At 42.8% G+C, this 19,445-nt stretch carries 24 protein-coding genes, 1 tRNA gene and 2 pseudogenes; 17 read left to right on the forward strand and 10 right to left on the reverse strand.

Features of this window, described 5'->3' with window-relative positions; translation table 11 throughout:
* Positions 1 to 45: 45 nt before the first annotated feature.
* The 4 genes from LG003_RS05355 to trmB form a co-directional block, all read right to left on the reverse strand.
* Positions 46 to 768, reverse strand: a complete 723-nt coding sequence (locus LG003_RS05355) for a YggN family protein (RefSeq protein ID WP_112878754.1) — start codon at positions 766 to 768, stop codon at positions 46 to 48.
* A 28-nt stretch (positions 769 to 796) separates the two neighbouring features.
* Positions 797 to 1,723 carry a glutaminase B gene (gene glsB / locus LG003_RS05360; RefSeq protein ID WP_112878755.1) on the reverse strand — a complete coding sequence of 309 codons (927 nt, stop codon included), beginning with the start codon at positions 1,721 to 1,723 and terminating at the stop codon, positions 797 to 799.
* Positions 1,724 to 1,932: 209 nt separating this feature from the next.
* Positions 1,933 to 2,259: a YggL family protein gene (locus tag LG003_RS05365; protein WP_112878757.1), complete on the reverse strand. Its 327-nt coding sequence runs from the start codon at positions 2,257 to 2,259 to the stop codon at positions 1,933 to 1,935.
* Positions 2,259 to 2,978: a tRNA (guanosine(46)-N7)-methyltransferase TrmB gene (gene trmB / locus LG003_RS05370; RefSeq protein WP_112878758.1), complete on the reverse strand. Its 720-nt coding sequence runs from the start codon at positions 2,976 to 2,978 to the stop codon at positions 2,259 to 2,261. Before trmB ends, LG003_RS05365 begins: the two co-directional genes overlap by 1 nt.
* A 241-nt stretch (positions 2,979 to 3,219) precedes the next feature.
* Here trmB and mutY point away from each other — a divergent pair, with 241 nt between their 5' ends.
* The 4 genes from mutY (at position 3,220) to LG003_RS05390 (ending at position 5,936) form a co-directional block, all read left to right on the forward strand.
* Positions 3,220 to 4,260 (forward strand): A/G-specific adenine glycosylase, encoded by a 1,041-nt coding sequence (mutY, locus tag LG003_RS05375; protein ID WP_262980342.1) that lies wholly within the window; start codon positions 3,220 to 3,222, stop codon positions 4,258 to 4,260.
* 30 nt (positions 4,261 to 4,290) lie between these two features.
* Complete coding sequence (locus LG003_RS05380) at positions 4,291 to 4,563, forward strand: oxidative damage protection protein (RefSeq protein WP_112896809.1); 273 nt, start codon at positions 4,291 to 4,293, stop codon at positions 4,561 to 4,563.
* Positions 4,564 to 4,626: 63 nt separating this feature from the next.
* Positions 4,627 to 5,700 carry a membrane-bound lytic murein transglycosylase MltC gene (gene mltC / locus LG003_RS05385; protein WP_112878762.1) on the forward strand — a complete coding sequence of 358 codons (1,074 nt, stop codon included), beginning with the start codon at positions 4,627 to 4,629 and terminating at the stop codon, positions 5,698 to 5,700.
* A gap of 160 nt (positions 5,701 to 5,860) precedes the next feature.
* Positions 5,861 to 5,936 (forward strand) — tRNA-Phe (locus tag LG003_RS05390).
* Between the two features lie 386 nt (positions 5,937 to 6,322).
* Here the strand turns inward: LG003_RS05390 and LG003_RS05395 are convergent.
* From LG003_RS05395 to LG003_RS05415, 4 genes are all read right to left on the reverse strand, one after another.
* Entirely contained in the window at positions 6,323 to 7,324 is a 1,002-nt protein-coding gene (locus LG003_RS05395; RefSeq protein WP_262980343.1) for a tyrosine-type recombinase/integrase, read from the reverse strand.
* A 78-nt stretch (positions 7,325 to 7,402) separates the two neighbouring features.
* Complete coding sequence (locus tag LG003_RS05400) at positions 7,403 to 8,425, reverse strand: helicase/relaxase domain-containing protein (protein ID WP_240000839.1); 1,023 nt, start codon at positions 8,423 to 8,425, stop codon at positions 7,403 to 7,405.
* Between the two features lie 88 nt (positions 8,426 to 8,513).
* A complete protein-coding gene (locus tag LG003_RS05410) occupies positions 8,514 to 8,909 on the reverse strand; it encodes a TraI domain-containing protein (RefSeq protein WP_262980344.1) in 396 nt (131 codons plus the stop codon).
* A gap of 174 nt (positions 8,910 to 9,083) precedes the next feature.
* Positions 9,084 to 9,329, reverse strand: coding sequence for a hypothetical protein (locus LG003_RS05415; protein ID WP_113048458.1), 246 nt, complete (start codon positions 9,327 to 9,329; stop codon positions 9,084 to 9,086).
* A gap of 3 nt (positions 9,330 to 9,332) precedes the next feature.
* Here LG003_RS05415 and LG003_RS05420 point away from each other — a divergent pair, with 3 nt between their 5' ends.
* The 9 genes from LG003_RS05420 to LG003_RS05460 all read left to right on the forward strand — a co-directional run bounded on the left by LG003_RS05420 (position 9,333) and on the right by LG003_RS05460 (position 15,009).
* Entirely contained in the window at positions 9,333 to 10,355 is a 1,023-nt protein-coding gene (locus tag LG003_RS05420) for an IS3 family transposase (protein WP_262980345.1), read from the forward strand.
* Positions 10,356 to 10,547: 192 nt separating this feature from the next.
* Positions 10,548 to 11,213, forward strand: a complete 666-nt coding sequence (locus LG003_RS05425; RefSeq protein ID WP_275658145.1) for a toxin C-terminal domain-containing protein — start codon at positions 10,548 to 10,550, stop codon at positions 11,211 to 11,213.
* A gap of 3 nt (positions 11,214 to 11,216) precedes the next feature.
* Positions 11,217 to 11,672 (forward strand): hypothetical protein, encoded by a 456-nt coding sequence (locus LG003_RS05430; RefSeq protein ID WP_112878766.1) that lies wholly within the window; start codon positions 11,217 to 11,219, stop codon positions 11,670 to 11,672.
* Positions 11,673 to 12,334: 662 nt separating this feature from the next.
* On the forward strand, positions 12,335 to 12,466 hold the full coding sequence (locus LG003_RS23370) for a hypothetical protein (RefSeq protein ID WP_370446069.1): 132 nt from the start codon (positions 12,335 to 12,337) through the stop codon (positions 12,464 to 12,466).
* A gap of 337 nt (positions 12,467 to 12,803) precedes the next feature.
* Positions 12,804 to 13,130 carry a transposase domain-containing protein gene (locus LG003_RS05440; protein ID WP_112878768.1) on the forward strand — a complete coding sequence of 109 codons (327 nt, stop codon included), beginning with the start codon at positions 12,804 to 12,806 and terminating at the stop codon, positions 13,128 to 13,130.
* A 9-nt stretch (positions 13,131 to 13,139) separates the two neighbouring features.
* Positions 13,140 to 13,766, forward strand: a complete 627-nt coding sequence (locus LG003_RS05445; RefSeq protein WP_158537790.1) for an IS4 family transposase — start codon at positions 13,140 to 13,142, stop codon at positions 13,764 to 13,766.
* Between the two features lie 35 nt (positions 13,767 to 13,801).
* On the forward strand, positions 13,802 to 14,563 hold the full coding sequence (locus LG003_RS05450; RefSeq protein WP_113048459.1) for an IS5 family transposase: 762 nt from the start codon (positions 13,802 to 13,804) through the stop codon (positions 14,561 to 14,563).
* A 3-nt stretch (positions 14,564 to 14,566) separates the two neighbouring features.
* Positions 14,567 to 14,824 carry a transposase gene (locus LG003_RS05455; protein ID WP_112879843.1) on the forward strand — a complete coding sequence of 86 codons (258 nt, stop codon included), beginning with the start codon at positions 14,567 to 14,569 and terminating at the stop codon, positions 14,822 to 14,824.
* Positions 14,824 to 15,009 carry a hypothetical protein gene (locus LG003_RS05460; protein WP_146747946.1) on the forward strand — a complete coding sequence of 62 codons (186 nt, stop codon included), beginning with the start codon at positions 14,824 to 14,826 and terminating at the stop codon, positions 15,007 to 15,009. The genes LG003_RS05455 and LG003_RS05460 overlap by 1 nt, the downstream gene beginning before the upstream one ends.
* A gap of 59 nt (positions 15,010 to 15,068) precedes the next feature.
* On the opposite strand, the gene LG003_RS05465 is transcribed toward LG003_RS05460, so the two are convergent.
* Positions 15,069 to 15,689 (reverse strand): TetR/AcrR family transcriptional regulator, encoded by a 621-nt coding sequence (locus LG003_RS05465; protein WP_112879842.1) that lies wholly within the window; start codon positions 15,687 to 15,689, stop codon positions 15,069 to 15,071.
* A gap of 140 nt (positions 15,690 to 15,829) precedes the next feature.
* Between LG003_RS05465 and LG003_RS05470 the strand changes: the two genes are divergently transcribed.
* The 4 genes and pseudogenes from LG003_RS05470 to LG003_RS05485 all read left to right on the forward strand — a co-directional run bounded on the left by LG003_RS05470 (position 15,830) and on the right by LG003_RS05485 (position 18,903).
* Positions 15,830 to 16,570 carry a Tm-1-like ATP-binding domain-containing protein gene (locus LG003_RS05470; RefSeq protein WP_240000888.1) on the forward strand — a complete coding sequence of 247 codons (741 nt, stop codon included), beginning with the start codon at positions 15,830 to 15,832 and terminating at the stop codon, positions 16,568 to 16,570.
* Positions 16,571 to 16,682: 112 nt separating this feature from the next.
* Entirely contained in the window at positions 16,683 to 16,907 is a 225-nt protein-coding gene (locus tag LG003_RS05475) for a hypothetical protein (RefSeq protein WP_112879841.1), read from the forward strand.
* A gap of 281 nt (positions 16,908 to 17,188) precedes the next feature.
* The gene (locus LG003_RS05480) at positions 17,189 to 17,425 is read left to right on the forward strand and encodes a helix-turn-helix domain-containing protein (protein WP_112879840.1); all 237 of its coding nucleotides are present in this window, start codon (positions 17,189 to 17,191) and stop codon (positions 17,423 to 17,425) included.
* A 533-nt stretch (positions 17,426 to 17,958) separates the two neighbouring features.
* Positions 17,959 to 18,903, forward strand: a pseudogene (locus LG003_RS05485) (IS1595 family transposase).
* Positions 18,904 to 19,093: 190 nt separating this feature from the next.
* Here LG003_RS05485 and LG003_RS05490 read toward each other — a convergent pair.
* A pseudogene (locus tag LG003_RS05490) lies at positions 19,094 to 19,279 on the reverse strand (transposase domain-containing protein); the annotation flags it as partial.
* Positions 19,280 to 19,445: the final 166 nt, after the last annotated feature.

A 19,445-nucleotide genomic window follows, 5' to 3' on the forward strand; every position in this document is an offset into this window, starting at 1 on the left:
ATAAGAATCAATTTCAAATTGATTCTTATTTGTAATTATTAGCAATTATTTAATAGAATTCAGTAATTCAATTCTTTGTTGTTCAAGGCCACTGACCTTACCACAAACCTCTTTGCCAAAATGCTGGAAATCTTCTTCCTGAACTCGCCATTCAGCTTTCAAATTATTCTGCAATCCACCCAAGCTACCAAGCAGCGATTGTAATGCCTGATTATTATCACCATTCAGGCTAAATTGTTTATTGCCGATCTCATTTATACTGTCCTGTAACACCCCACCAAGACTTTGCTCGATTAAGCTACGGCTATCTTTTTCAACCTGCTTAATCGCTTGATGGTGGAATGCCATACCATCAGAGCGAGTTTCAATAATTCGATTTATTTGCTGATTAAGCCCTGACTCAAGATCAGACAACCGATTACGCACATTGCTATCCTTACCGATAGTCTCTACTACGACTTTATCTAAGGATTTACGGGCCGTTATCAGGTGTCTTCCGGTTTCTTGTTTAATCCAAGGCAAATCCTGCCGCAAAGCCTGCTGATAACGTTGCGCTTTCTGACGCTGTTCTGTATTTAAACTTAAGTTCTTACCATCACGAATTACTGAACCATCAGGTGAAATCTGGAGATTGCCACTTGCCCCCACAACTTGAACTGATTGAGAAGTAATAATAATGTCATTCTGTGGATTTACCTGGCATTCATAGCCTGCCTGAGTCTGAGCAACAAATAGCAAAGATGCAGCGATGATAATTTTGCGTAACATGTTTTCTCCTAAGAAAATCACCTGAGAGTTAAAAAACGGATCGCCCAACACGATCGGCTAACAATTCTAGAGCAGCACAACCGGCCAAAGAGTTCCCCGATCGATCCAATTCCGGTGACCAAACAGTAACTGTAAACTCTCCCGGCACGACACACACGATCCCACCACCAACACCCGATTTTCCTGGCATACCAATCCTAAATGCAAATTCACCAGAACCATCATACATACCACAGGTCATCATCAGTGCATTAATCTGCCGGGCCTGACGAGGACTAAGGATTTGCTGCTCAGAACCTATCGTACTCCCCTGATTCGCCAAATAAATGAAACATTTAGCAAGCTCAATACAGTTCATTTTCAAAGCGCAATAATGAAAATAAGTTTGCAGTACCGCGAGCACATCGTTATCGAAATTACCGAAGGATTTCATCAGATAGGCAATCGCTGCATTGCGGTAAGAATGTTCCATTTCAGAACGGGCAACTTTGCTGTCGTAACAAATATCAGGACAACCAGCAAGTTTGCGCACCACTTCCAGCATACGCTGTTTAGGTGCACTCAATCGCGACTGCAACATGTCACATACAATTAATGCACCCGCGTTAATAAAAGGGTTACGAGGTTTGCCTTTTTCCAGTTCCAACTGAACTAATGAGTTAAATGGCTGACCAGAAGGTTCCTGCCCGACTCGCTGCCAGATCTCTTGTTCCTGATAACGTGTCATAGCTAAAGTCAGACTTAATATTTTAGAAATAGATTGAATCGAAAAACGCTTCTCAGCATCTCCTGCATGAAATATCTGCCCATCGATGGTACAGATAGCTATTGCCAAGTTATCAGCAGGAACTTCCGCCAGTGCAGGAATATAATTTGCCACTTTCCCTTGACCAATCAGGGGACGAACTTGTCGCAAAATATCCGACAATAACGTATTAGAGAACGTTGTACTCACTGACTTTACTCCAGACAGGGGCGCTAATTAATCACCAGGGCCCCTGTTGTGATTCACGCAAGCTATTTTATAGCGATATACCCGTTATCTTTCAAGTTGCCTCTTTGTTGGCTGCGCTCGCTCACTCCGGTCACATAGTTCGCTATGTTCCCGGGGATTCGCTCCCTAGCCATCGTGATGCATCTTGAAATCCATAGGGTATAGATTAATCAATCCCACCAAACATCAAACAATTCAGAGGTCATAACATCTTCCATACCGCGATCTTTCAGCCATTTTTCAACCAATTGGCGGTGTTCTTCTGTACACATACCAATTTTTTGCAAACAGATTAAGCCTTCCCAATTCAGATAACCGCTGGCATCCAATGCTAAGCCATTGGATTCAATCAACTCATCAATAAATGCATCAACAGTGCTATCGATAACATCTACAGGTGTATTAGATGGGAAATTCCACTTAACAGAAAAACCCAACTCTTTAAATTCATCAATATGCATCTTTTTACGCAAACGACGACTGCGGTTTTTAGCCATTACTTAATCCTCTTAAACATTATGTCCCATACGCCATGCCCCAACCGCTGACCGCGCAATTCAAATTTCGTTATCGGGCGTGAAGATGGACGCGGCACATAATCACCATTTTCAGACAAATTAAGGTAATTATCTACGCCATTCATCACTTCCAACATATGTTCAGCATATGGCTGCCAGTCAGTCGCCATATGGAATACGCCCCCCGCTTTCAACTTGCTTTTTATCAGTTCCACAAATGGTGGCTGTACAATCCTGCGTTTATTATGACGTGCTTTATGCCACGGATCCGGAAAGAAAAGCTGTACCATTTCCAAACTATTATCCGGGATCATGTTTTCCAGCACCTCAATCGCATCATGGCACATCACCCGCAAGTTACCGATATTTTCATCTTCAGCGGAAGCCAGACAAGCACCGACTCCAGGTGCATGAACTTCAATTCCAAGAAAGTTTTTCTCGGGATTCTGGCTTGCCATAGTGACAAGTGATGCTCCCATGCCAAAGCCAATTTCCAGCACAATGGGGGCTTCACGCCCAAAAAGTGCCTTCATATCTAGCTTTTCCGCCTGATATTCAACACCCATTTTTGGCCAGAGATCATCAAGTGCTTGTTGCTGACGATTAGTTAACCGGCCTTGACGACGAACAAAACTCCTAACACGGCGCAACGCCCTGCCATTTTCATCAAATTCCGGCGAAATTACGTTATTTATCATGGTATTTCTGTCAGTTTTAAAGACATTTATTCAGGCACTTATGGCTGCTTTACCGGCAAACCACCTAAAGAGAGCGCATTATCCAAAGATGGGCGATTTTAGCAAGTCCAATAGTGACAAGTACAATTTTAATCCCAGATTGCGCAGTGCTGCAAAAACAAAGTTCCGGTTTACAGTGAAGTAACACTATGTTGCAATCCTGTTCACGAAACACTGATATTCCCTAAAGATAATTATCCCAATGATGGAAGCAAAGCAATTCTCCAAAGTGGTACTGGATTGGTACCATAGTTACGGTCGTAAAACCCTGCCCTGGCAACTGGAAAAGACCTCTTACCACGTCTGGCTTTCAGAAGTGATGTTGCAACAAACCCAGGTTACGACGGTCATTCCCTATTTTCAGCGCTTTATTTCACGTTTTCCCGATATGACTTTACTTGCCGCAGCCCCCCTTGATGAAGTCCTTCATTTATGGACCGGTCTTGGTTACTACGCCCGCGCTCGTAATTTACATAAAGCAGCACAACAGATTGTGGAGCGGCACCAAGGGAAATTCCCGACAACTTTTGAAGATGTAGTTGCCCTACCCGGTGTTGGTCGTTCAACAGCAGGCGCAATCCTTTCACTTTCTCAAGGTAAACATTTCCCAATTCTTGATGGCAACGTTAAACGGGTATTGGCCCGCTGTTATGCCGTGGAAGGTTGGCCAGGTAAAAAAGAGGTCGAAAGCAGCCTCTGGCAAATCAGCACCAATGTAACCCCGGTACAAGAGGTGGAATATTTTAATCAGGCTATGATGGACTTAGGCGCAATGGTTTGCACTCGCAGCAAACCGAAATGTGAAATCTGCCCATTAAATCAAGGATGTATCGCTTACGCTAACCATAGCTGGACAAAATATCCCGGTAAAAAACCTAAACAGAGCATTCCTGAGAAAACAGCTTATTTCTTGCTGATGCAGAATAATGATTCTGTCTGGCTAGAACAACGCCCACCAACAGGGATCTGGGGGGGCTTGTTTGCGTTTCCTCAGTTTGAGAGCATGGATTTGCTAAACGGCTGGCTAGAACAATCAGGTATTTCTCACGGTAAACATGAACAACTCACCGCATTCCGCCACACATTTAGCCATTTTCATCTAGATATTGTGCCGATAAAAATAAATATCTTATCCTTTACGACCTGCATGGATGAAAATACAGGACTTTGGTATAACTTACAGCAACCCGCAACTGTTGGGCTGGCAGCACCAGTTGAATATCTATTACAACAACTGAGCTGAATCCCATACCCACTATTTTGAGGATTTATTATGAGCAGAACTGTTTTTTGTACTTTCTTACAACGTGAAGCCGAAGGACTGGATTTTCAGCTTTATCCCGGCGAATTGGGCAAACGCATTTTCAATGAAATTTCCAAAGAAGCGTGGGGACAATGGATGAGCAAACAAACCATGTTGATCAATGAGAAAAAACTCAACACTATGAACCCGGAAGATCGCAAATTACTTGAACAGGAAATGACCAAATTCCTGTTCGAAGGTCATGATATTCAAATTGATGGATATACCCCACCAGAAAAATAATATTTAGCTTTCATCAGAGCCACTGGCTCTGATGTTGTATTCAACACCAGATGGCAATGTAAGATGAAAAAACTGTTAGCGTTGTTTGTTATTGCCCCAATTCTTATTTCCTGTACCAGCAACAAAAATAGTGAATACCGTGAAGAATATATAAAAGATACCAATGGTTTTGATATTTTGATGGGCCAGTTTGCTCATAACATTGAGAACATTTGGGGGTTGCATGAAGTATTAATTGCAGGCCCAAAAGATTACGTTAAATATACCGATCAATACCGGACCCGCAGCCATATCAATTTTGAAGCTGGAACGATCACGATTGAGACAATTTCTCCAATTGACCCTACAACCTATTTACGCAAGGCCATTATCACGACCTTATTAATGGGTGATGATCCAGGTTCCGTTGATCTTTATTCTGATACTAACGATATTCAGATCAGTAAAGAACCTTTCCTTTACGGACAAGTTATGGACAATAATGGCCAACCGATTCGTTGGGAATGGCGAGCAACACACTTTGCAGATTATCTGATTGCCAACAAATTACAAAAACGCCAATCCGGTTTACATGTCATTTGGTCTGTCACTATACAACTGGTACCAAACCATTTGGACAAACGTGCTCATAAATATCTGCCACTGATTCGTCAAGCTTCCATTAAATATGGCATAGATGAATCCCTAATTTTGGCAATTATGCAAATAGAATCCAGCTTCAACCCCTATGCAGTCAGCCGTTCTGATGCACTTGGATTGATGCAAGTTGTACAACATACTGCTGGCCGTGATGTCTTTAAAATGAAAGGTAAATCAGGGCAACCAAGCCGTAGTTATCTATTTGATCCAGGAAATAACATCGATGCCGGCACTGCATATTTATCGATATTACAAAACAGTTATCTGGTTGACATCACTAACGCGACATCTCGCCGCTACGCAGTAATAACGGCTTACAACGGTGGTGCCGGTAGTGTATTAAGAGTATTTTCTAGCGATAAGAAAAAAGCGGCTCAAATTATTAATAACATGGCACCGGGTGACGTTTATGAAACCCTGACAACCAAACATCCATCGGCAGAATCACGTCGCTACCTGATGAAAGTCAATACTGCCCAGAAAAACTACCATCATTAACACATTAAAATATTAAAAAAATAACGGAGAGCAAATTTTCTACTCTCCATTATTATTTTGCTTATATTTCTAGCCAATCGAATAATTTCAAAGCATAAGTCACTATTTTCAAAGAAATCTATTGACGGGTTCTACCGAATACGGTTTAATGCGCCCCGTTGCCCGGATAGCTCAGTCGGTAGAGCAGAGGATTGAAAATCCTCGTGTCGGTGGTTCGATTCCGCCTCCGGGCACCAATTCAAAACGCGTTGGTTGAGAGATAAGAAGACTCAACGAGCGTTCGATATCGGAACCTAAAAGTGCATCGCGTAGTATTATTCAATCATGCAATATTTCGATGTTAATTAAAGGGGTTCTAGATTCAGGATATCTGAGAAATCAGATGTTCTATTTTCGTTCGAGCGCAATATTTACAAGTTCCATTGTAACTGTCAAGCCATCCAAACCAAAATCAACGAATTAATTAACACGATGTTGTATATCGGTTGTTAAGATTTCCCAATTGATCAGAAGAAGGTGAGTTATGGAAGATTGTATCGGTTCAAAAAAATTCCCCATCTTGCAACAGGGAATTATTTATGTAGAAAAAGGCAAATTCAGACAACAGCGAGAATATTCTGTTTTATCCGATTAGCATTTCGCCTCTTTCTGGCTCAACATCAATATACAGCATCAACTCACGCTCCAGCGCACACCCGGCAATATCCAGATTGATATCAATATATTCCATCGTAGTCGTAATACTGCGATGGCCCAGTAATCCGCGTACCATTTGCAAATTACGATCAGGCGCTTTCATCAGTTCAGTTGCCAAAGTATGCCGGAAACGGTGGGGGCCTACATCAAATCCACACTCTTTTGACAAACGACGAAAGAATGACTTTATCGTCTGTAATTGATCAGTTTCATTTCCTCTGTCTGTTTTGGCAGTAAAATAGTTCACACAGAACAGGGGATCACTGGGTTTTGCCCCAGCGGCTTGCGCACGTTCCAGCAAAATCTCCAGCTGAGGATACAACCATTTCACCACCGGCACCTGGTGTTCATAATGGTTCTTACTCCCCTCAGAGCAAAGAATAATCCGGCGCTCATCCAGGTCAATATCTCCAAGCCGGATATGTAATAACTGATTTTGCCGCATCCCGGTATAACGCAACGTATCCAGTACCGTCAGCCAATACCAAGTCGGATATAATGCACAGCAGGCACGATGGTTATCCCCCATCTGTCGCTCCCGCTCTTCGAATTGCCCCATCGTGAGATACAAGGCTGTCAGTTGTTTTTTGGTCAATGTTTTCTTTTTATTCTTGTTCGCATTAACCACCACACCATTAAATGGGTTTTCCGTTTGGGGCAGTATTTTTTCTTCTATCGCAAAATTGAACACCGCCCGCATATGCGCAATCTTACTGTTCCAAGTCACACCTTTCAGTCCGCGCTGATGCAACACATATCTGCGCCACGCCAGGACCTGCTGTCGGGTTACCTGAGCAGGCCGATTGTCGGCACCTGCAAACACCTGGAATGTATTCACCACCTTGCGATAACTCGACTCAGTAGCCGGTCGCAAGATTTTGGCAAAAAAATATTCATCCAGCAGGTTATCCCAAGTCATACTGTCCATCTCTACTTCATCAATTCATCAATTTAGAAACCCATTGCGGGGCGCAGAAAATAACATATTGTTATTAAAGATGCTTTCTCATGAAATCATGAGAAAAGGGCTATCTTCTGGTACAGAACGGTCACGATAAAGCAAAGTGTTTTTGATTAAGTAGCCATGAACACGTTGATAGGAGCCTGTCCGATCAGCCGAATCATAAAGATGACAACAACAAAAACACTTTCCACGACTTACTCGATGTCGTTCCAACCGCTCGAATGCAGTTTGTACCCGTTTCCATTTTTGGCTAACCTCTTTGCCATCCGCCTGCTTCTTTTCACCGAGAAACAGGAAGAAAATGGCAGGCGCACTCACAAACACAAAACCACTGACCAGATGTATCCGGGCTTTTTGCGTATTAATGGTCATCACATTCTGCATTAAGCCAGCGGACAACCAGTCCCAGAATTGCTCTCCAATACAAGATGTCTCAATAGCATTTTCGTTCTGCAATGTTGTCTGAACCGCGTGTTGTGAAGGCCCCGGCGTGTATGGAGGTACGATTTCCGCTTCACTGGTCATAACCTGTTCTGTCACTGTGCCCGCGACATTCATCCCCATTAGTGACAATAACTGTTGCGTGCTCCCATCCGGCGGCATCCCCTTCTCCGGCGTGACGGTCATGACGGTAGAAGAGATCTCATCAACTGGCCTCACGGCTGATGAAACAATTTCAGTCATCGTGTTATCTTCCTGCCGTCTCTGAGAGGGCAGAACACTTTCCATTGCGGTTAATAAAAGCGTAGCAGAAACATCAGGACTTTTTGAGGCAATAATTTGCGGTGATGCAACCGAGACAGAGAATATTGCCGGCGAACCGGCTTGACTCAGGGCTTCTGTGATTATCTGACCTATCGCGTCATCTTCCTTCATCTCACCGGAGAGAATACAAAACAGCGAAGAGAAGGCATCAGGTATAGACGCCAGCCAGGTCAACGCCTTAGCCGGCAACAACCGCCCGGCGAGTACCCCCCGAAATGACAGGCAACCATCGTCTCCACTGGAGTAGTTTTGAACCGGAAACGATACGGCACCTGCGGCACAGCCAACCCAGGATACCAAGGTTGCCCGTCGTCCAGTTCACCGTCAAACTGGGCTAAAACAGGTAAAAAATGAAATAACGCAGCGTAAAACACCACCGTGTTCCATATCACACTTTGTTCTGCCTGCGTCTCAGGGGCCACACCCGGCGGTAACATCTGTCCTTTTGCAGACGTACCGCAAACGCAGTACATTGCAGAGTCACATCAATCAAGCCGCCCTGATGGGCATAAGGTCCCTGTGGTGGTGCCGGAAGTTGTTGCATCAATGCAACACACTCATGTAACGGGGCCAGCCACAGCGCCTGATAATGTGTTTTGGGTAATGTGCTATTGTCCCACAGAGACTGTAAACACTGTCGCCGCCGGGCAGTATCTAACAGCAGCCTGGACTCAGACGGCAAAAAGTAGCCTGCTTTGACCGTTTCTGGGATGGCGGTGAGTTGTGGAAGTGACTTTTTTCCTGTGGATATTCCCGCCAGCAGGATGTTAATTTTTTTCAACACGATTAATCTCCCCTTTTTTCCCGAAACCCTAGTACATCCTCTGACAGGAACAAGGCAAAACTCTTTTCCCGGGAATAAAAATTAATCGATGAAAACCGCACGCAATAATTCAAACGTTTCCAATTCAACCACGGGTAAACGAAGCGTGTCTCCGGTTCTTCTGTTGAAGTTGAATCAGTCATGATAAGTACAAAAGGCAAGAATTTTATTCAATGATGGCTCATGCAAGAAAGGATTAAGGAAATGAGAAGAACGGGCAATTTCTTTGCGCACAAGCTGAATAATCGGTTCGTTAAGCTGGCTAAAGGCGATGCGGTCGTTATTGAGAAAACGCCAGATAGCTTGGGTCGTCGCGAACGTGGTTTTCTGGGCACTGGCGACATCTTTAATTGCGCAGGCGAGCGGGTCTGAAGGAGTCATAGGTTGTTTAACCAACATCTGGTATCGGCGGTTAAGCCGGGCATCAAGCCCGGCGCGAGTAAAACCCGTGCATGTCAGTGCATAGGTATCTCAGTCAGAACGCTTCAGCGCTGGATGGAATCGCCAGACGGGCAGATACTTGCCGATAGCCGTCCCGAAGCCATTCACCGGCTCCCCGCAAATAAATTATCGGAGACTGAGCGTCAGCAGATTATGGATATTTGCAACTCGCCTGAGTTTGCTGGATTGTCACCAAATGTCATTGTTCCCACACTTGCTGATAAAGGAATTTACATCGCTTCAGAAGCAACCTTTTACAGGATACTTAAAGTGAATAAACGACTGACCAGAAGACGTCGGGAAAACCAGTATAAGCGTCCTGACGCATTAAAAGCCGTATCACCCAATCAGGTCTGGAGCTGGGATATCAGTTATTTGCCTTCATGGATCAAAGGTCAACATTTTTATCTTTACATGATTCTGGACATATTTAGCCGGAAAATTGTTGCTGCTGAAGTCTTCCTCAACGAATCAGGAGAACATGCAGCAAATCTACTCCAACGGGCCGTGTGGAGCGAAAAATGCTCAATCCAGAATATCATATTGCATTCAGATAATGGTGGCCCGATGCGCAGCTACACCATGCTGGCTAAGATGTACAGTCTCGGTATCCTCAGTTCCTATTCTCGCCCTAGGGTCAGTAACGATAACCCGTATTCAGAGTCGCTGTTCCGTACGCTGAAATATTGTCCCTGGTGGCCCGAAAATGGATTCAGTAACATTGATGAAGCAAGGAACTGGGTGACTCGTTTCGTCAGCTGGTGCAATTTTGAGCATAAACATAGCGGGATCAAGTATGTCACCCCGGATGAACGTCACCGGGGCATAGATACCCAAATATTATTGAACAGAAAAGCAGTATACCTAGCCGCACATCAACATCATCCGGAGCGCTGGAGTAAAGAGATCCGTAACTGGGAGCCCATACAGGAAGTTTATCTAAATCCGGAAAAAGAAGGGGCATAAACGTAATTTTACTGCATCAGGCGACAACTGCCTTGAAAAACGCCGCAGTTATTTTCAACGAGGCTTGTCTGCGGTCTGAAATCCCAGCCACTGGGCTGGGATTTTCTTCTCTGTTAACTTGTAACTGATAATAATTTCCTTTGTAAACTAATAACAGAAGGTTGTGCAATAGCTGCTCCGTGCCGAGCTAAAGTGGCAGAGAAAGTCCTAGAGATAGGCGTTAAGGCGGGTATAACCGGAGTGGTAGCGAAGGAAATCGCTGATAAGATTTCTTCAGAAGACTTAGATCATTTGATTATGCTTCAAATGATGGGAAATGATGCAATTACAGAGAGTTACCTAAATACACTTCAGGATAAATACACTCAAGTTGCTAATCCAACTGACCTACCAACACATACCGGTAGTGATCAATCCGGTGATATAAGGAAATACCCTAATCATACAGGAGGAAACCAGCAATTAGAGCCGGGCAGTATACCGAACCATACAGGCAATGAGGAAAATCGGTCTGGTGTTGCGCCAAATCATACCGGCAACACAGAAAGTAAGTCGGATACTAGCGGAAATACCACAATTACTCCGATTCCGGAAGAGCCGAATAAAGACGGCTTAGCTTATCTGGCTCTGAAAGGAAAAGAAACCCAAGAAGCAGCAGGAAAATTAGGCTTTGATCGGAGAATAGCTCCTCCTAAAGCACCATTTAACTCACATGGGCAACCTGTATTTTTTGATGGAAAAACCTATATTACTCCCGATGTTGATAGCCATAATGTTACTAATGGCTGGAAAATATTTGACCGTAGAGGTAAGCGAATGGGGACTTACGATAATGATCTGAACAGAGTTAAGGACTAATTGATGTTTGGTATATTTCCCAGTGATGCACCCATCAGAGAAAACAATGAGCTAATTCTGCCTGCAACAATTATTATTGATACATTTACAGAAGCAGTTCACATACCTTTATCTTATTGGAGCTTTGAGGATTACAAACGAAGTTGGCGAGCTTCTCTTGAGGAGGGTATACACAGTAAAAAACCTGTGGCGCTAGCTGTATCAATGTATGAACCTGATTATACAAATTTTATATTTGTTTGGGTCATATATTCCGCAGGTGAGGAAGTTTTCTTGCAAAATAGCATCCTCTTTTTAGATGAGTGTCCAGTTTTTACTCCAGAGAAGATAAATAACTTCATAGAATCGCGTACTACGCACAATGAAGACGGAATAAAAATATCTGAATGGAATACTGATCTAAATAGCATTATAGATTTTTATAACAGTCTTAAAATTAATACAGAATCCCAGTCTTGAGTTAGAGTTTTTACTTTATTCTCCACTAAATTATAGTAGAGAATAACTTTTTGAGCGCAGATCAGATAGAGGATTTTGCGGCGAAAGCCAAAGGCTGTGAAGCGCGTGGCGATTGCAAACAAATCGTGAAAGAAATGGAAGATCTGAGTCTCATAAAGCTCTGGAAGCCTAGGTCAGACGTCTGGAGATGGAGAAAGCCATTTTAAAGCAGACTACCGTGTTGATGAGCAAGATACCCGGCAAGTTTACGCTTTAATCACACGGCTAAGTCGGCGCTGGCCGGTCACTGACCTTTGTCGTCTCTTGAACGTTTCCCGTAGTGCTTATTATGCCGTGAGCCGGAAAGTGATTGATGATAGCCGGCTGAAAATTAAGATGCGGCTCAGGGAACTACACTCGGCCAGCCGTGGGGCGGCGGGGAGTCGCACGTTAATGCACCCACTAAGGAAAGCCGGTATTCCGGTAGGTCGCTGGAAGGTGTGTCATTTGATGAAAAAGTGCGCGACAACCGGGGGGTATCGTTATCGGATTTGCCCTGAGGAGTCGGTGGATTCGTCGAACCGGGTAAGACGTGAATTTCCCCCCCGGGAAACGAATACCCTTTGGTGTGGGATATCAGCTATATCCGCACAGGGAAAGGCTGGAGCTACCTGGCGGTGGTCATGGATTTGTATTCACGTCGTGTTGTCGGTTGGGCGATGTCATCAACGGCAGACGCAGAGCGGGTTTGTCGGGCATTGCGCCATGCACTGAAGATACGCAGGCCATTTGTTTTCCAGCCGCTTGTACCATAAGGCAAACCCGGTTTTATCCCAGTACAGGATTTTGAGCTTATCTCGCTTTTTGTTGCAAAAGAGAAATAACGCTGCCTGAGTCGGAGACAATTGTATTTCAAACTCAACCCAGACCGCCAGTCTGTCGATAGATTTTCTGAAATCGATAAACTAATACAGACGTACCAGATAATCATGCTGACTAATACCCACTCACAAAATGCACAGGCCTATACACCAAAAGAAACTTCTACCGGGCCTCATGCCTAATGCCGATCAGTTAAGAAAATAAATGATCGGTTGACAGATCCTTAAAAGGTTTCACAATCCGGTGTCAAACTTTGATACCAGATTTTTTATGTCACTTCAATTGTTGCTAGATTCAACCATGTCGTTCAGTGAAGAACTTTCTTCTCTTAATAAACTTAGCCATTTTTTAGATAGCGACCTTCTCAAGCAAGCCTTTGAAAAATCTGGTGGAGCAACTGTGCGTAAGCGACGTTTGCCATTAGATTCAGTCATCTGGTCTGTCATTGGAATGGCTTTTTTTCGTCATGAGTCGGTGTGGGATATCGCCAGTAAACTTGATATTTCATTACCGGGTAAAAAGACGTTGGTCGCACCGAGCGCTATTGTACAAGCCCGTCAACGCCTTGGTGTTGATGCAGTAAAAGAAGTATTTTAATTAATTGCAGTGCGTCATTTTAATACACAGCAATTTGAATCCCAGTGTGGTTTAAACCTTCTTGCTGTTGATGGTGCTGTTTTCAGAACACAGGATAACCCTGAGAATAGAAGCGAGTTCGGTTGTGAAAAAAACAAATATGGAGAAAACGATTATCCCTCGGTAAGAATGTGCTGTTTGATAGAGCTTTCAAGTCATCTATTACTTGAGAGTGCCTTTGATTCACGACATGTGGGTGAAATGACTTTAGCCAGTCGCCTTATTGAACGAACCCCTGATTATTCCTTAACCTTATTTGACAGAGGTTACTATTCCTTAGGCCTGTTAAATCAATGGGCGACAACAGGAATAGAGAGGCTCTGGATGATACCGGCAAAGAAGGATTTAAACTATGAAGAGGTCAGAAAGCTGGGCGATAAGGATTGGCTTGTTACCTTACAAACATCCCCACAATCAAGAAAAAAGTTCACTGATTTACCGGATAAAATAACAGCAAGATTAACAAGTTATACGATAGATAAAAAAGAATATCGTGTATTAAGCTCTTTAGTTTCTCAGCAAAAATATTCTTATGATGAACTAGGGGCTGTTGACGTTTTGAGAGGAATTATTGAACAGCATGATGATTGGGTATAATTGCTTTCGCCAAAAACCAACCATGCCTTACCATCATGCCGAGAACCATGTTATCAAAACCCCTATGGAATACGCTAGCTGTATTCATGCAACAAAGTGGACTTATTTATCACAAAGAAGAACATTGCCTGACCTTTGAAGGTATCCTTTACCGTATGAGAACCGGTTGTCCCTGGCGTGATTTACCGCCTGAATTTGGGAAATGGAATACCGTCTTTCGACGTTTTAATGAATGGGCAAAGAAAGACATTTTTAATTTAATCTTCAAATTGTTATCTGAATATTCTGATACAGAGTGGCTGTTCATTGATGGCAGTATTGTGCGGGCTCATCAACACAGTGCAGGTGCGGCTTCTAAAGAAAATGAATCAATAGGAAAAAGTCGGGGGGGACGGTCAACCAAGATCCATTTGGCCGTGGACAGTGACGGTTTACCTGTGCATTTTGAGCTTTCCGGTGGTCAAACACATGACATCGTTCATGCTGAAAGTCTTGTGTCGCAGTCACCGCCATCGGATTTTGTGATTGCGGATAAGGGTTACGATAGCGAAGCCTTCAGGCTTACCGTGAAACAACAAGGCGCAACGCCGGTCATTCCCTACAAGAAAAACCGTCGAAAAGCCGATAAGCGTGTTGATAAATGTTTATATCGTTACCGCCACTTGGTGGAAAATGCGTTTGCCAGAATTAAACATTTCCGTGCAATAGCAACAAGATACGATAAGTTGGAACGTAATTACGCCAGTATGCTAGCTCTGGGTTTTATCATCATCTGGCTGCCTATGTGGACTGAATAAATTATGTACCCGAAAGGTAAACAGCCCCTATTCGAAGTCTATCAGCAGCGTTGGGAAATAGAATTGAGTTATAGGGAAATCAAGCGGACACTTCTTCAGTCAAATCATCTACTAAGAAGTAAAAAACCTGAGATGGTGAAACAGGAACTTTGGGGCGTATTACTCGCCTATAACCTTGTCCGTATTGCAATGATTAAAGCGGTGAAGAAAACTGAAATCTTGCCAAATAGACTCAGCTTCTCCATTGCACACGGCATGTGATGAGCTACCTGCTCACAACACCACTGACTAGTGCAGGTAATTTACCTAAGCGCTATGCTTACTTATTGGAAACATTAAGCATGTTTGAATTACCAGCAAAGCTTCCTGACAGAAAATATCCGAGAGTAGTGAGGCGTAAACCGCAAAAATACCCGGTAAAAAGAGAGGCCAGTCGGCTTAACTGACTGGCATTAGGGCCTCATGCCCGGTTTTTTTACCCTTATGTTAAAAAACGGTCTTCTGATTATTTTAACTCCTCATTAATGGCCTGCCGAACAATCAACTTTGCGGCCCAACTCGTTAAGTTGATGATTTCATCATTTTCTAAGCCAAAAGTATCTTTCAGAATAGTCATAGCCTCTGTACCATATAAAACTGAAATCAACATAACAATCTTATGTATTGTGTCATCTTTGAGCTGACCTTTTAGCGGCGCTAACGCCGTAGAAAGTGTCTCTTTACGGTTACTTTTTTTCTTCAAAACAGGTCGTTTGTGGTTATCTTCACCGGATAAAGATTCCTGCCAGCGTAACTGAGAAATGCGTAAAGCATCCCTCATCAGTGCCTCATTGGCTTCTATTTCTTCATAACCCCATCTTAATAATTTCTCAATATTTTCCTCTGCATCATTGCCCATAGGGGGGATAACGAATGATCCAATGACTTGTTTTACAACATACTCTACAAAATCACTGTGGGTTGAAAAGTAGCTGCGCAACGTGACCTTCGCATATTCAGCTTCATTAGCAATCTCTTCAGGAGACGGAAATTTTTTTTCACGATATAACTTCAAAGCTGAATGAGTGATACGTTCCAGGGTACGACGCCGGACTGGTGACAGATTTTTTTCATCAAACAGAATCATTTAAACCCCTTAAAATTTTAACCGTATAGCATTAATAATAAAAAATATCACTAATGATAAAAAGTAACTTGCATGTTGTAAAATATTACAATAGGTTTACATTTGTCTTTGAACTAGGTATGCCACATGGGGTGAACACTATGACGCGATTTGTGGTTGTCGTTGGCACAGCAGACACAAAACTGGGCGAGCTGGTCTGGCTGAAATGTTGTTTACACCTCGCAGGAGTGGATTCAATCATCATTGATGTGTCTACATCAATTCCTGGGAAAAATCATCAGAATAAAAAGGTCGATACTCATTCACTTCAGGTAGCTGAGTATCATCCCGCTGGCGCTGATCCCGTTTTTTGTGGCGTGCGGAATAACGCGATAACAGCGATGTCTGTCGCCCTCACGAATTTCCTGAACAGTTCAATCGACGATATCGCAGGGGTGATTGGTATCGGTGGCTCAGGCGGAACGGCGCTGATTACTCCGGCTATGCAAAGCCTGCCGATCGGTTTGCCTAAAATCATGATATCCACTATGGCGTCAGGGAATGTCTCCCCCTACGTTAGGGACAGCAATATTGCCATGCTTTATACGGTAACCTATCTCAACGGACTAAACCGTATTTCTCATTCAGTATTGTCTAATGCTGCAAATATGATGGCGGGCTCTGTCAATTATTTTACGCCATTGGCTAATATTCATAAACCCGCTTTAGAGTTGACGATGTTTGGTATGACGACTCCGTGCATTGATCAGACTAACATTAAAGATTATTTGGCTGTTGTTCAGATTATTGCCCGCGAATTAAGTTTGATCTTTGAACCTAAATTAATAAGAAATAAAGCGTGGAAACAAGCTGAACGCATTTTTAATATGAAATTCCTTTAGTGAAATTTACGATTCTTGATTCTAATTAAAATAGAAATAAAAAATCATCTTTACTGTTGATCATCAATGAAATAAAAACATCCATATGAGATAAGGGTTTTAATGATTTGATATGTCAGATAATCAGAAAGAAATTTTAAAACAGCTCAGGCGAGATCCATTGATGAAACCATCGGAATTAGCCGATATTTTTGGGATTGGACGTTCATGTACTTCAGGGCATAAAGACATTGTTCACTTTGAACAAAAATGCTCAGCTTTAGTCTTGTCCTTAAAGTTTACCAGTAATCCCAGCTTATCTCATAATAAAGTGAAAAACTTTTTGGGATCAAAATGAAAATTATTTTGGCAGGGTAATAACGCAAAACATTACTTGCAACAGTAATGGGCATGAATGACAAGGACGTTTTTTAGTAATAGTAATCTGATAAATAACCAGGAATCATGGTCCTGTGTTCATGGACATTGGTAAGAAATTTTTTGCCGATATGTCTGTTATTAGCCTTTTCATGGCGGCTCTGGCGGGAGAGGTTTTGGTTTTGCTTGCCGGAAATGAACACTGATTCATGTATCCTATTTGAATAGCCACCATAAATCAATTAGGGGAAGTAAACAGAGATGATAACGACTCAAAATGACTGGCATCCGGCAGATATTATTGCTGCATTGCGTAAACGCGGCACAACACTTGCCGCATTATCAAGGGAATCGGGACTGAGCCCATCGACACTATCTAATGCATTAATACGCCGGTGGCCTAAAGGGGAGAGGATTATTGCGGACAGACTAGGAGTGCATCCTTCAGAAATTTGGCCCAGTCGATATTTTGACAAGAATGGGGATCCCATTAAGTAAAATTTTCGAAATTATTTGAATAACAGAACTAATGATAATAGTCTATATGCTATCCAGTCCTAATTTAAATCCACTATTATTTTTGTGTATTCAGAGGGGATACTATAAAAAACAGGTTTCATTAGATCAATGATATGCATATATACCCTATGGATTTCAAGATGCATCGCGACGGCAAGGGAGTGAATCCCCGGGAGCATAGCAAACTATGTGACCGGGGTGAGCGAGTACAGCCAACAAAGAGGCAACTTGAAAGATGACAGGTATATCAGTTCTGGCAACTTCTTTATATGAGGTGTTCCTTGAAAAAGTAGCTAAAGAATTTTTATAACCCTTATCGGGTCTTATTACATTGGAGTGTGATATAAATCAAGAAATTTATCGTACTCTTGTCGCGTATAATGAGGAAAAAGATGTTTATGTTATTAATAATCCAGGGCTGGTTAAAACTCTTTTAAAAATTCCTGATTATCACTTAAATTCAGCTCCCATAGGCGTATACTTAAAATAAGTCTGTGTGGAGGTAAATGAAAATGGCTAAAAATCAGATTCAATTCCAAAAAGGCATTTCTATTCATGAGTTTATTTCATTATAGGGTCATGAAGAGCAATGCCAGAAACAGGTGTTCGATATGCGCTGGCCTACGGGGTATCACTGCCCTCATTGTGGGCATGATAAGTATTGCCAGTTAAAATCTCGTCTCCTTTATCAGTGCAATCAATGCCATCATCAGACATCTTTGACGGCCGGCACAGTGTTTTCTGCGTCAAAATTACCTTTAACTGTGTGGTTTTTGGCGATTTATCTCATGACTCAGGAGAAAAATGGGATTTCTGCACTTGAATTGTCACGTCAACTGGGCATTTCCTACAACGCTGCATGGCGTATGAAACACAAGCTAATGAAAGCGATGAAAGAACGGGATGACGAAAAGCCTCTCGGCGGGTTTATTCAGCTTGACGACGCATACTGGGGCGGGGCTCAGCATGACCCCCGAGGGCGAGGGGTAAAAGGGAAATGCCCTTTCGTTGCGGCGGTTTCAATGAATGAAAAGGGCCACCCTATGTTCATGCGTTTCAGCGTTGTGAAAGGGTTTAAGACCGGGGAACTTACCCGTTGGGCTAAAGCGCATCTTAAACCAAAATCCCTTGTCATTTCAGATGGATTAGCTTGCTTTCGGGGGATTGAGCAAGCCGGGACTTTCCATTTGCCCCTCGTCACCGGCGGTGGAGCGTAGAGTGTTAAGCTTCCTTATTTTCAGTGGGTTAACACAATGATGAGTAATGTAAAAAATTCGATACGCGGAACATATCATTCGATTAGCAAAAAGTATTTACCTCGTTATCTTGCCGAATTCTGTTTCAGGTTCAATTGGCGCTTTAACCTTAAAAAAGCATTCGAACAGCTTATTTATTCATGTATCCGGGCAGCACCTATACCTGAGTATTTACTCAAGCTAGCTGAGATTCGATGGTAATCAGGTAAAAATTTACATGAGAAAATTATAAATATAATTTAAGCGCTACCTTTGAACCTTTATTTATATCTCTTAATCAAGGTCGGTAGCGCTTTCTTTGGTAATGACTCTGATTTATTGATAGTGATGAATATTCAAACACTCCCTCTCCCCCTATGTAAGCGGTGCATTCAAGCCGTATTGACGGTGGCTAAGAAGTGAAATCGACCAGCTCATGCACCCGGTTTGCAGGCCAGCCCGCGATATGACTGATGACATGGCGTAGCCAGACCTCGGGATCCACTTTATTTAGCCGACAGGTACCAATAAGACTGTACAGAAGGGCCACTCGTTCACCACCTTTATCAGCGTCTGCGAAGAGCCAGATGGTATGACCCTTATATCATCACTTTAATTTTTTTGGTCGAAAACTCTGTTTTTCGAACAAGCATTTAGTTCAATTTTTTTATCCAGAACTCAGATTATATCTAATCTAATCAGAAGATTGGTGAACAGAAGTTATCGGCACCAAAAGAAACTTTTACCGGGCCTCGTGCCCGGTT

It is taken from the genome of Photorhabdus kleinii (assembly GCF_025384885.1).
GTDB classification, from domain to species: domain Bacteria; phylum Pseudomonadota; class Gammaproteobacteria; order Enterobacterales; family Enterobacteriaceae; genus Photorhabdus; species Photorhabdus kayaii.

Excerpts from the sequence above, each read along its gene's own strand:
- LG003_RS05470 (WP_240000888.1), top strand. The coding sequence starts at position 15,830 with ATGACGCGATTTGTGGTTGTCGTTGGCACAGCAGACACAAAACTGGGC.
- LG003_RS05450 (WP_113048459.1), top strand. The coding sequence starts at position 13,802 with ATGCCGAGAACCATGTTATCAAAACCCCTATGGAATACGCTAGCTGTA.
- mltC (WP_112878762.1), top strand. The coding sequence starts at position 4,627 with ATGAAAAAACTGTTAGCGTTGTTTGTTATTGCCCCAATTCTTATTTCC.
- LG003_RS05440 (WP_112878768.1), top strand. The coding sequence starts at position 12,804 with ATGTCACTTCAATTGTTGCTAGATTCAACCATGTCGTTCAGTGAAGAA.
- LG003_RS05465 (WP_112879842.1), bottom strand. The coding sequence starts at position 15,689 with ATGATTCTGTTTGATGAAAAAAATCTGTCACCAGTCCGGCGTCGTACC.
- mutY (WP_262980342.1), top strand. The coding sequence starts at position 3,220 with ATGATGGAAGCAAAGCAATTCTCCAAAGTGGTACTGGATTGGTACCAT.
- LG003_RS05380 (WP_112896809.1), top strand. The coding sequence starts at position 4,291 with ATGAGCAGAACTGTTTTTTGTACTTTCTTACAACGTGAAGCCGAAGGA.
- LG003_RS05460 (WP_146747946.1), top strand. The coding sequence starts at position 14,824 with ATGAGCTACCTGCTCACAACACCACTGACTAGTGCAGGTAATTTACCT.
- LG003_RS05430 (WP_112878766.1), top strand. The coding sequence starts at position 11,217 with ATGTTTGGTATATTTCCCAGTGATGCACCCATCAGAGAAAACAATGAG.
- LG003_RS05480 (WP_112879840.1), top strand. The coding sequence starts at position 17,189 with ATGATAACGACTCAAAATGACTGGCATCCGGCAGATATTATTGCTGCA.
- LG003_RS05455 (WP_112879843.1), top strand. The coding sequence starts at position 14,567 with ATGTACCCGAAAGGTAAACAGCCCCTATTCGAAGTCTATCAGCAGCGT.
- LG003_RS05365 (WP_112878757.1), bottom strand. The coding sequence starts at position 2,259 with ATGGCTAAAAACCGCAGTCGTCGTTTGCGTAAAAAGATGCATATTGAT.
- LG003_RS05475 (WP_112879841.1), top strand. The coding sequence starts at position 16,683 with ATGTCAGATAATCAGAAAGAAATTTTAAAACAGCTCAGGCGAGATCCA.
- LG003_RS05395 (WP_262980343.1), bottom strand. The coding sequence starts at position 7,324 with ATGGACAGTATGACTTGGGATAACCTGCTGGATGAATATTTTTTTGCC.
- LG003_RS23370 (WP_370446069.1), top strand. The coding sequence starts at position 12,335 with ATGGATTTGTATTCACGTCGTGTTGTCGGTTGGGCGATGTCATCAACG.
- trmB (WP_112878758.1), bottom strand. The coding sequence starts at position 2,978 with ATGATAAATAACGTAATTTCGCCGGAATTTGATGAAAATGGCAGGGCG.
- LG003_RS05355 (WP_112878754.1), bottom strand. The coding sequence starts at position 768 with ATGTTACGCAAAATTATCATCGCTGCATCTTTGCTATTTGTTGCTCAG.
- LG003_RS05415 (WP_113048458.1), bottom strand. The coding sequence starts at position 9,329 with ATGACTCCTTCAGACCCGCTCGCCTGCGCAATTAAAGATGTCGCCAGT.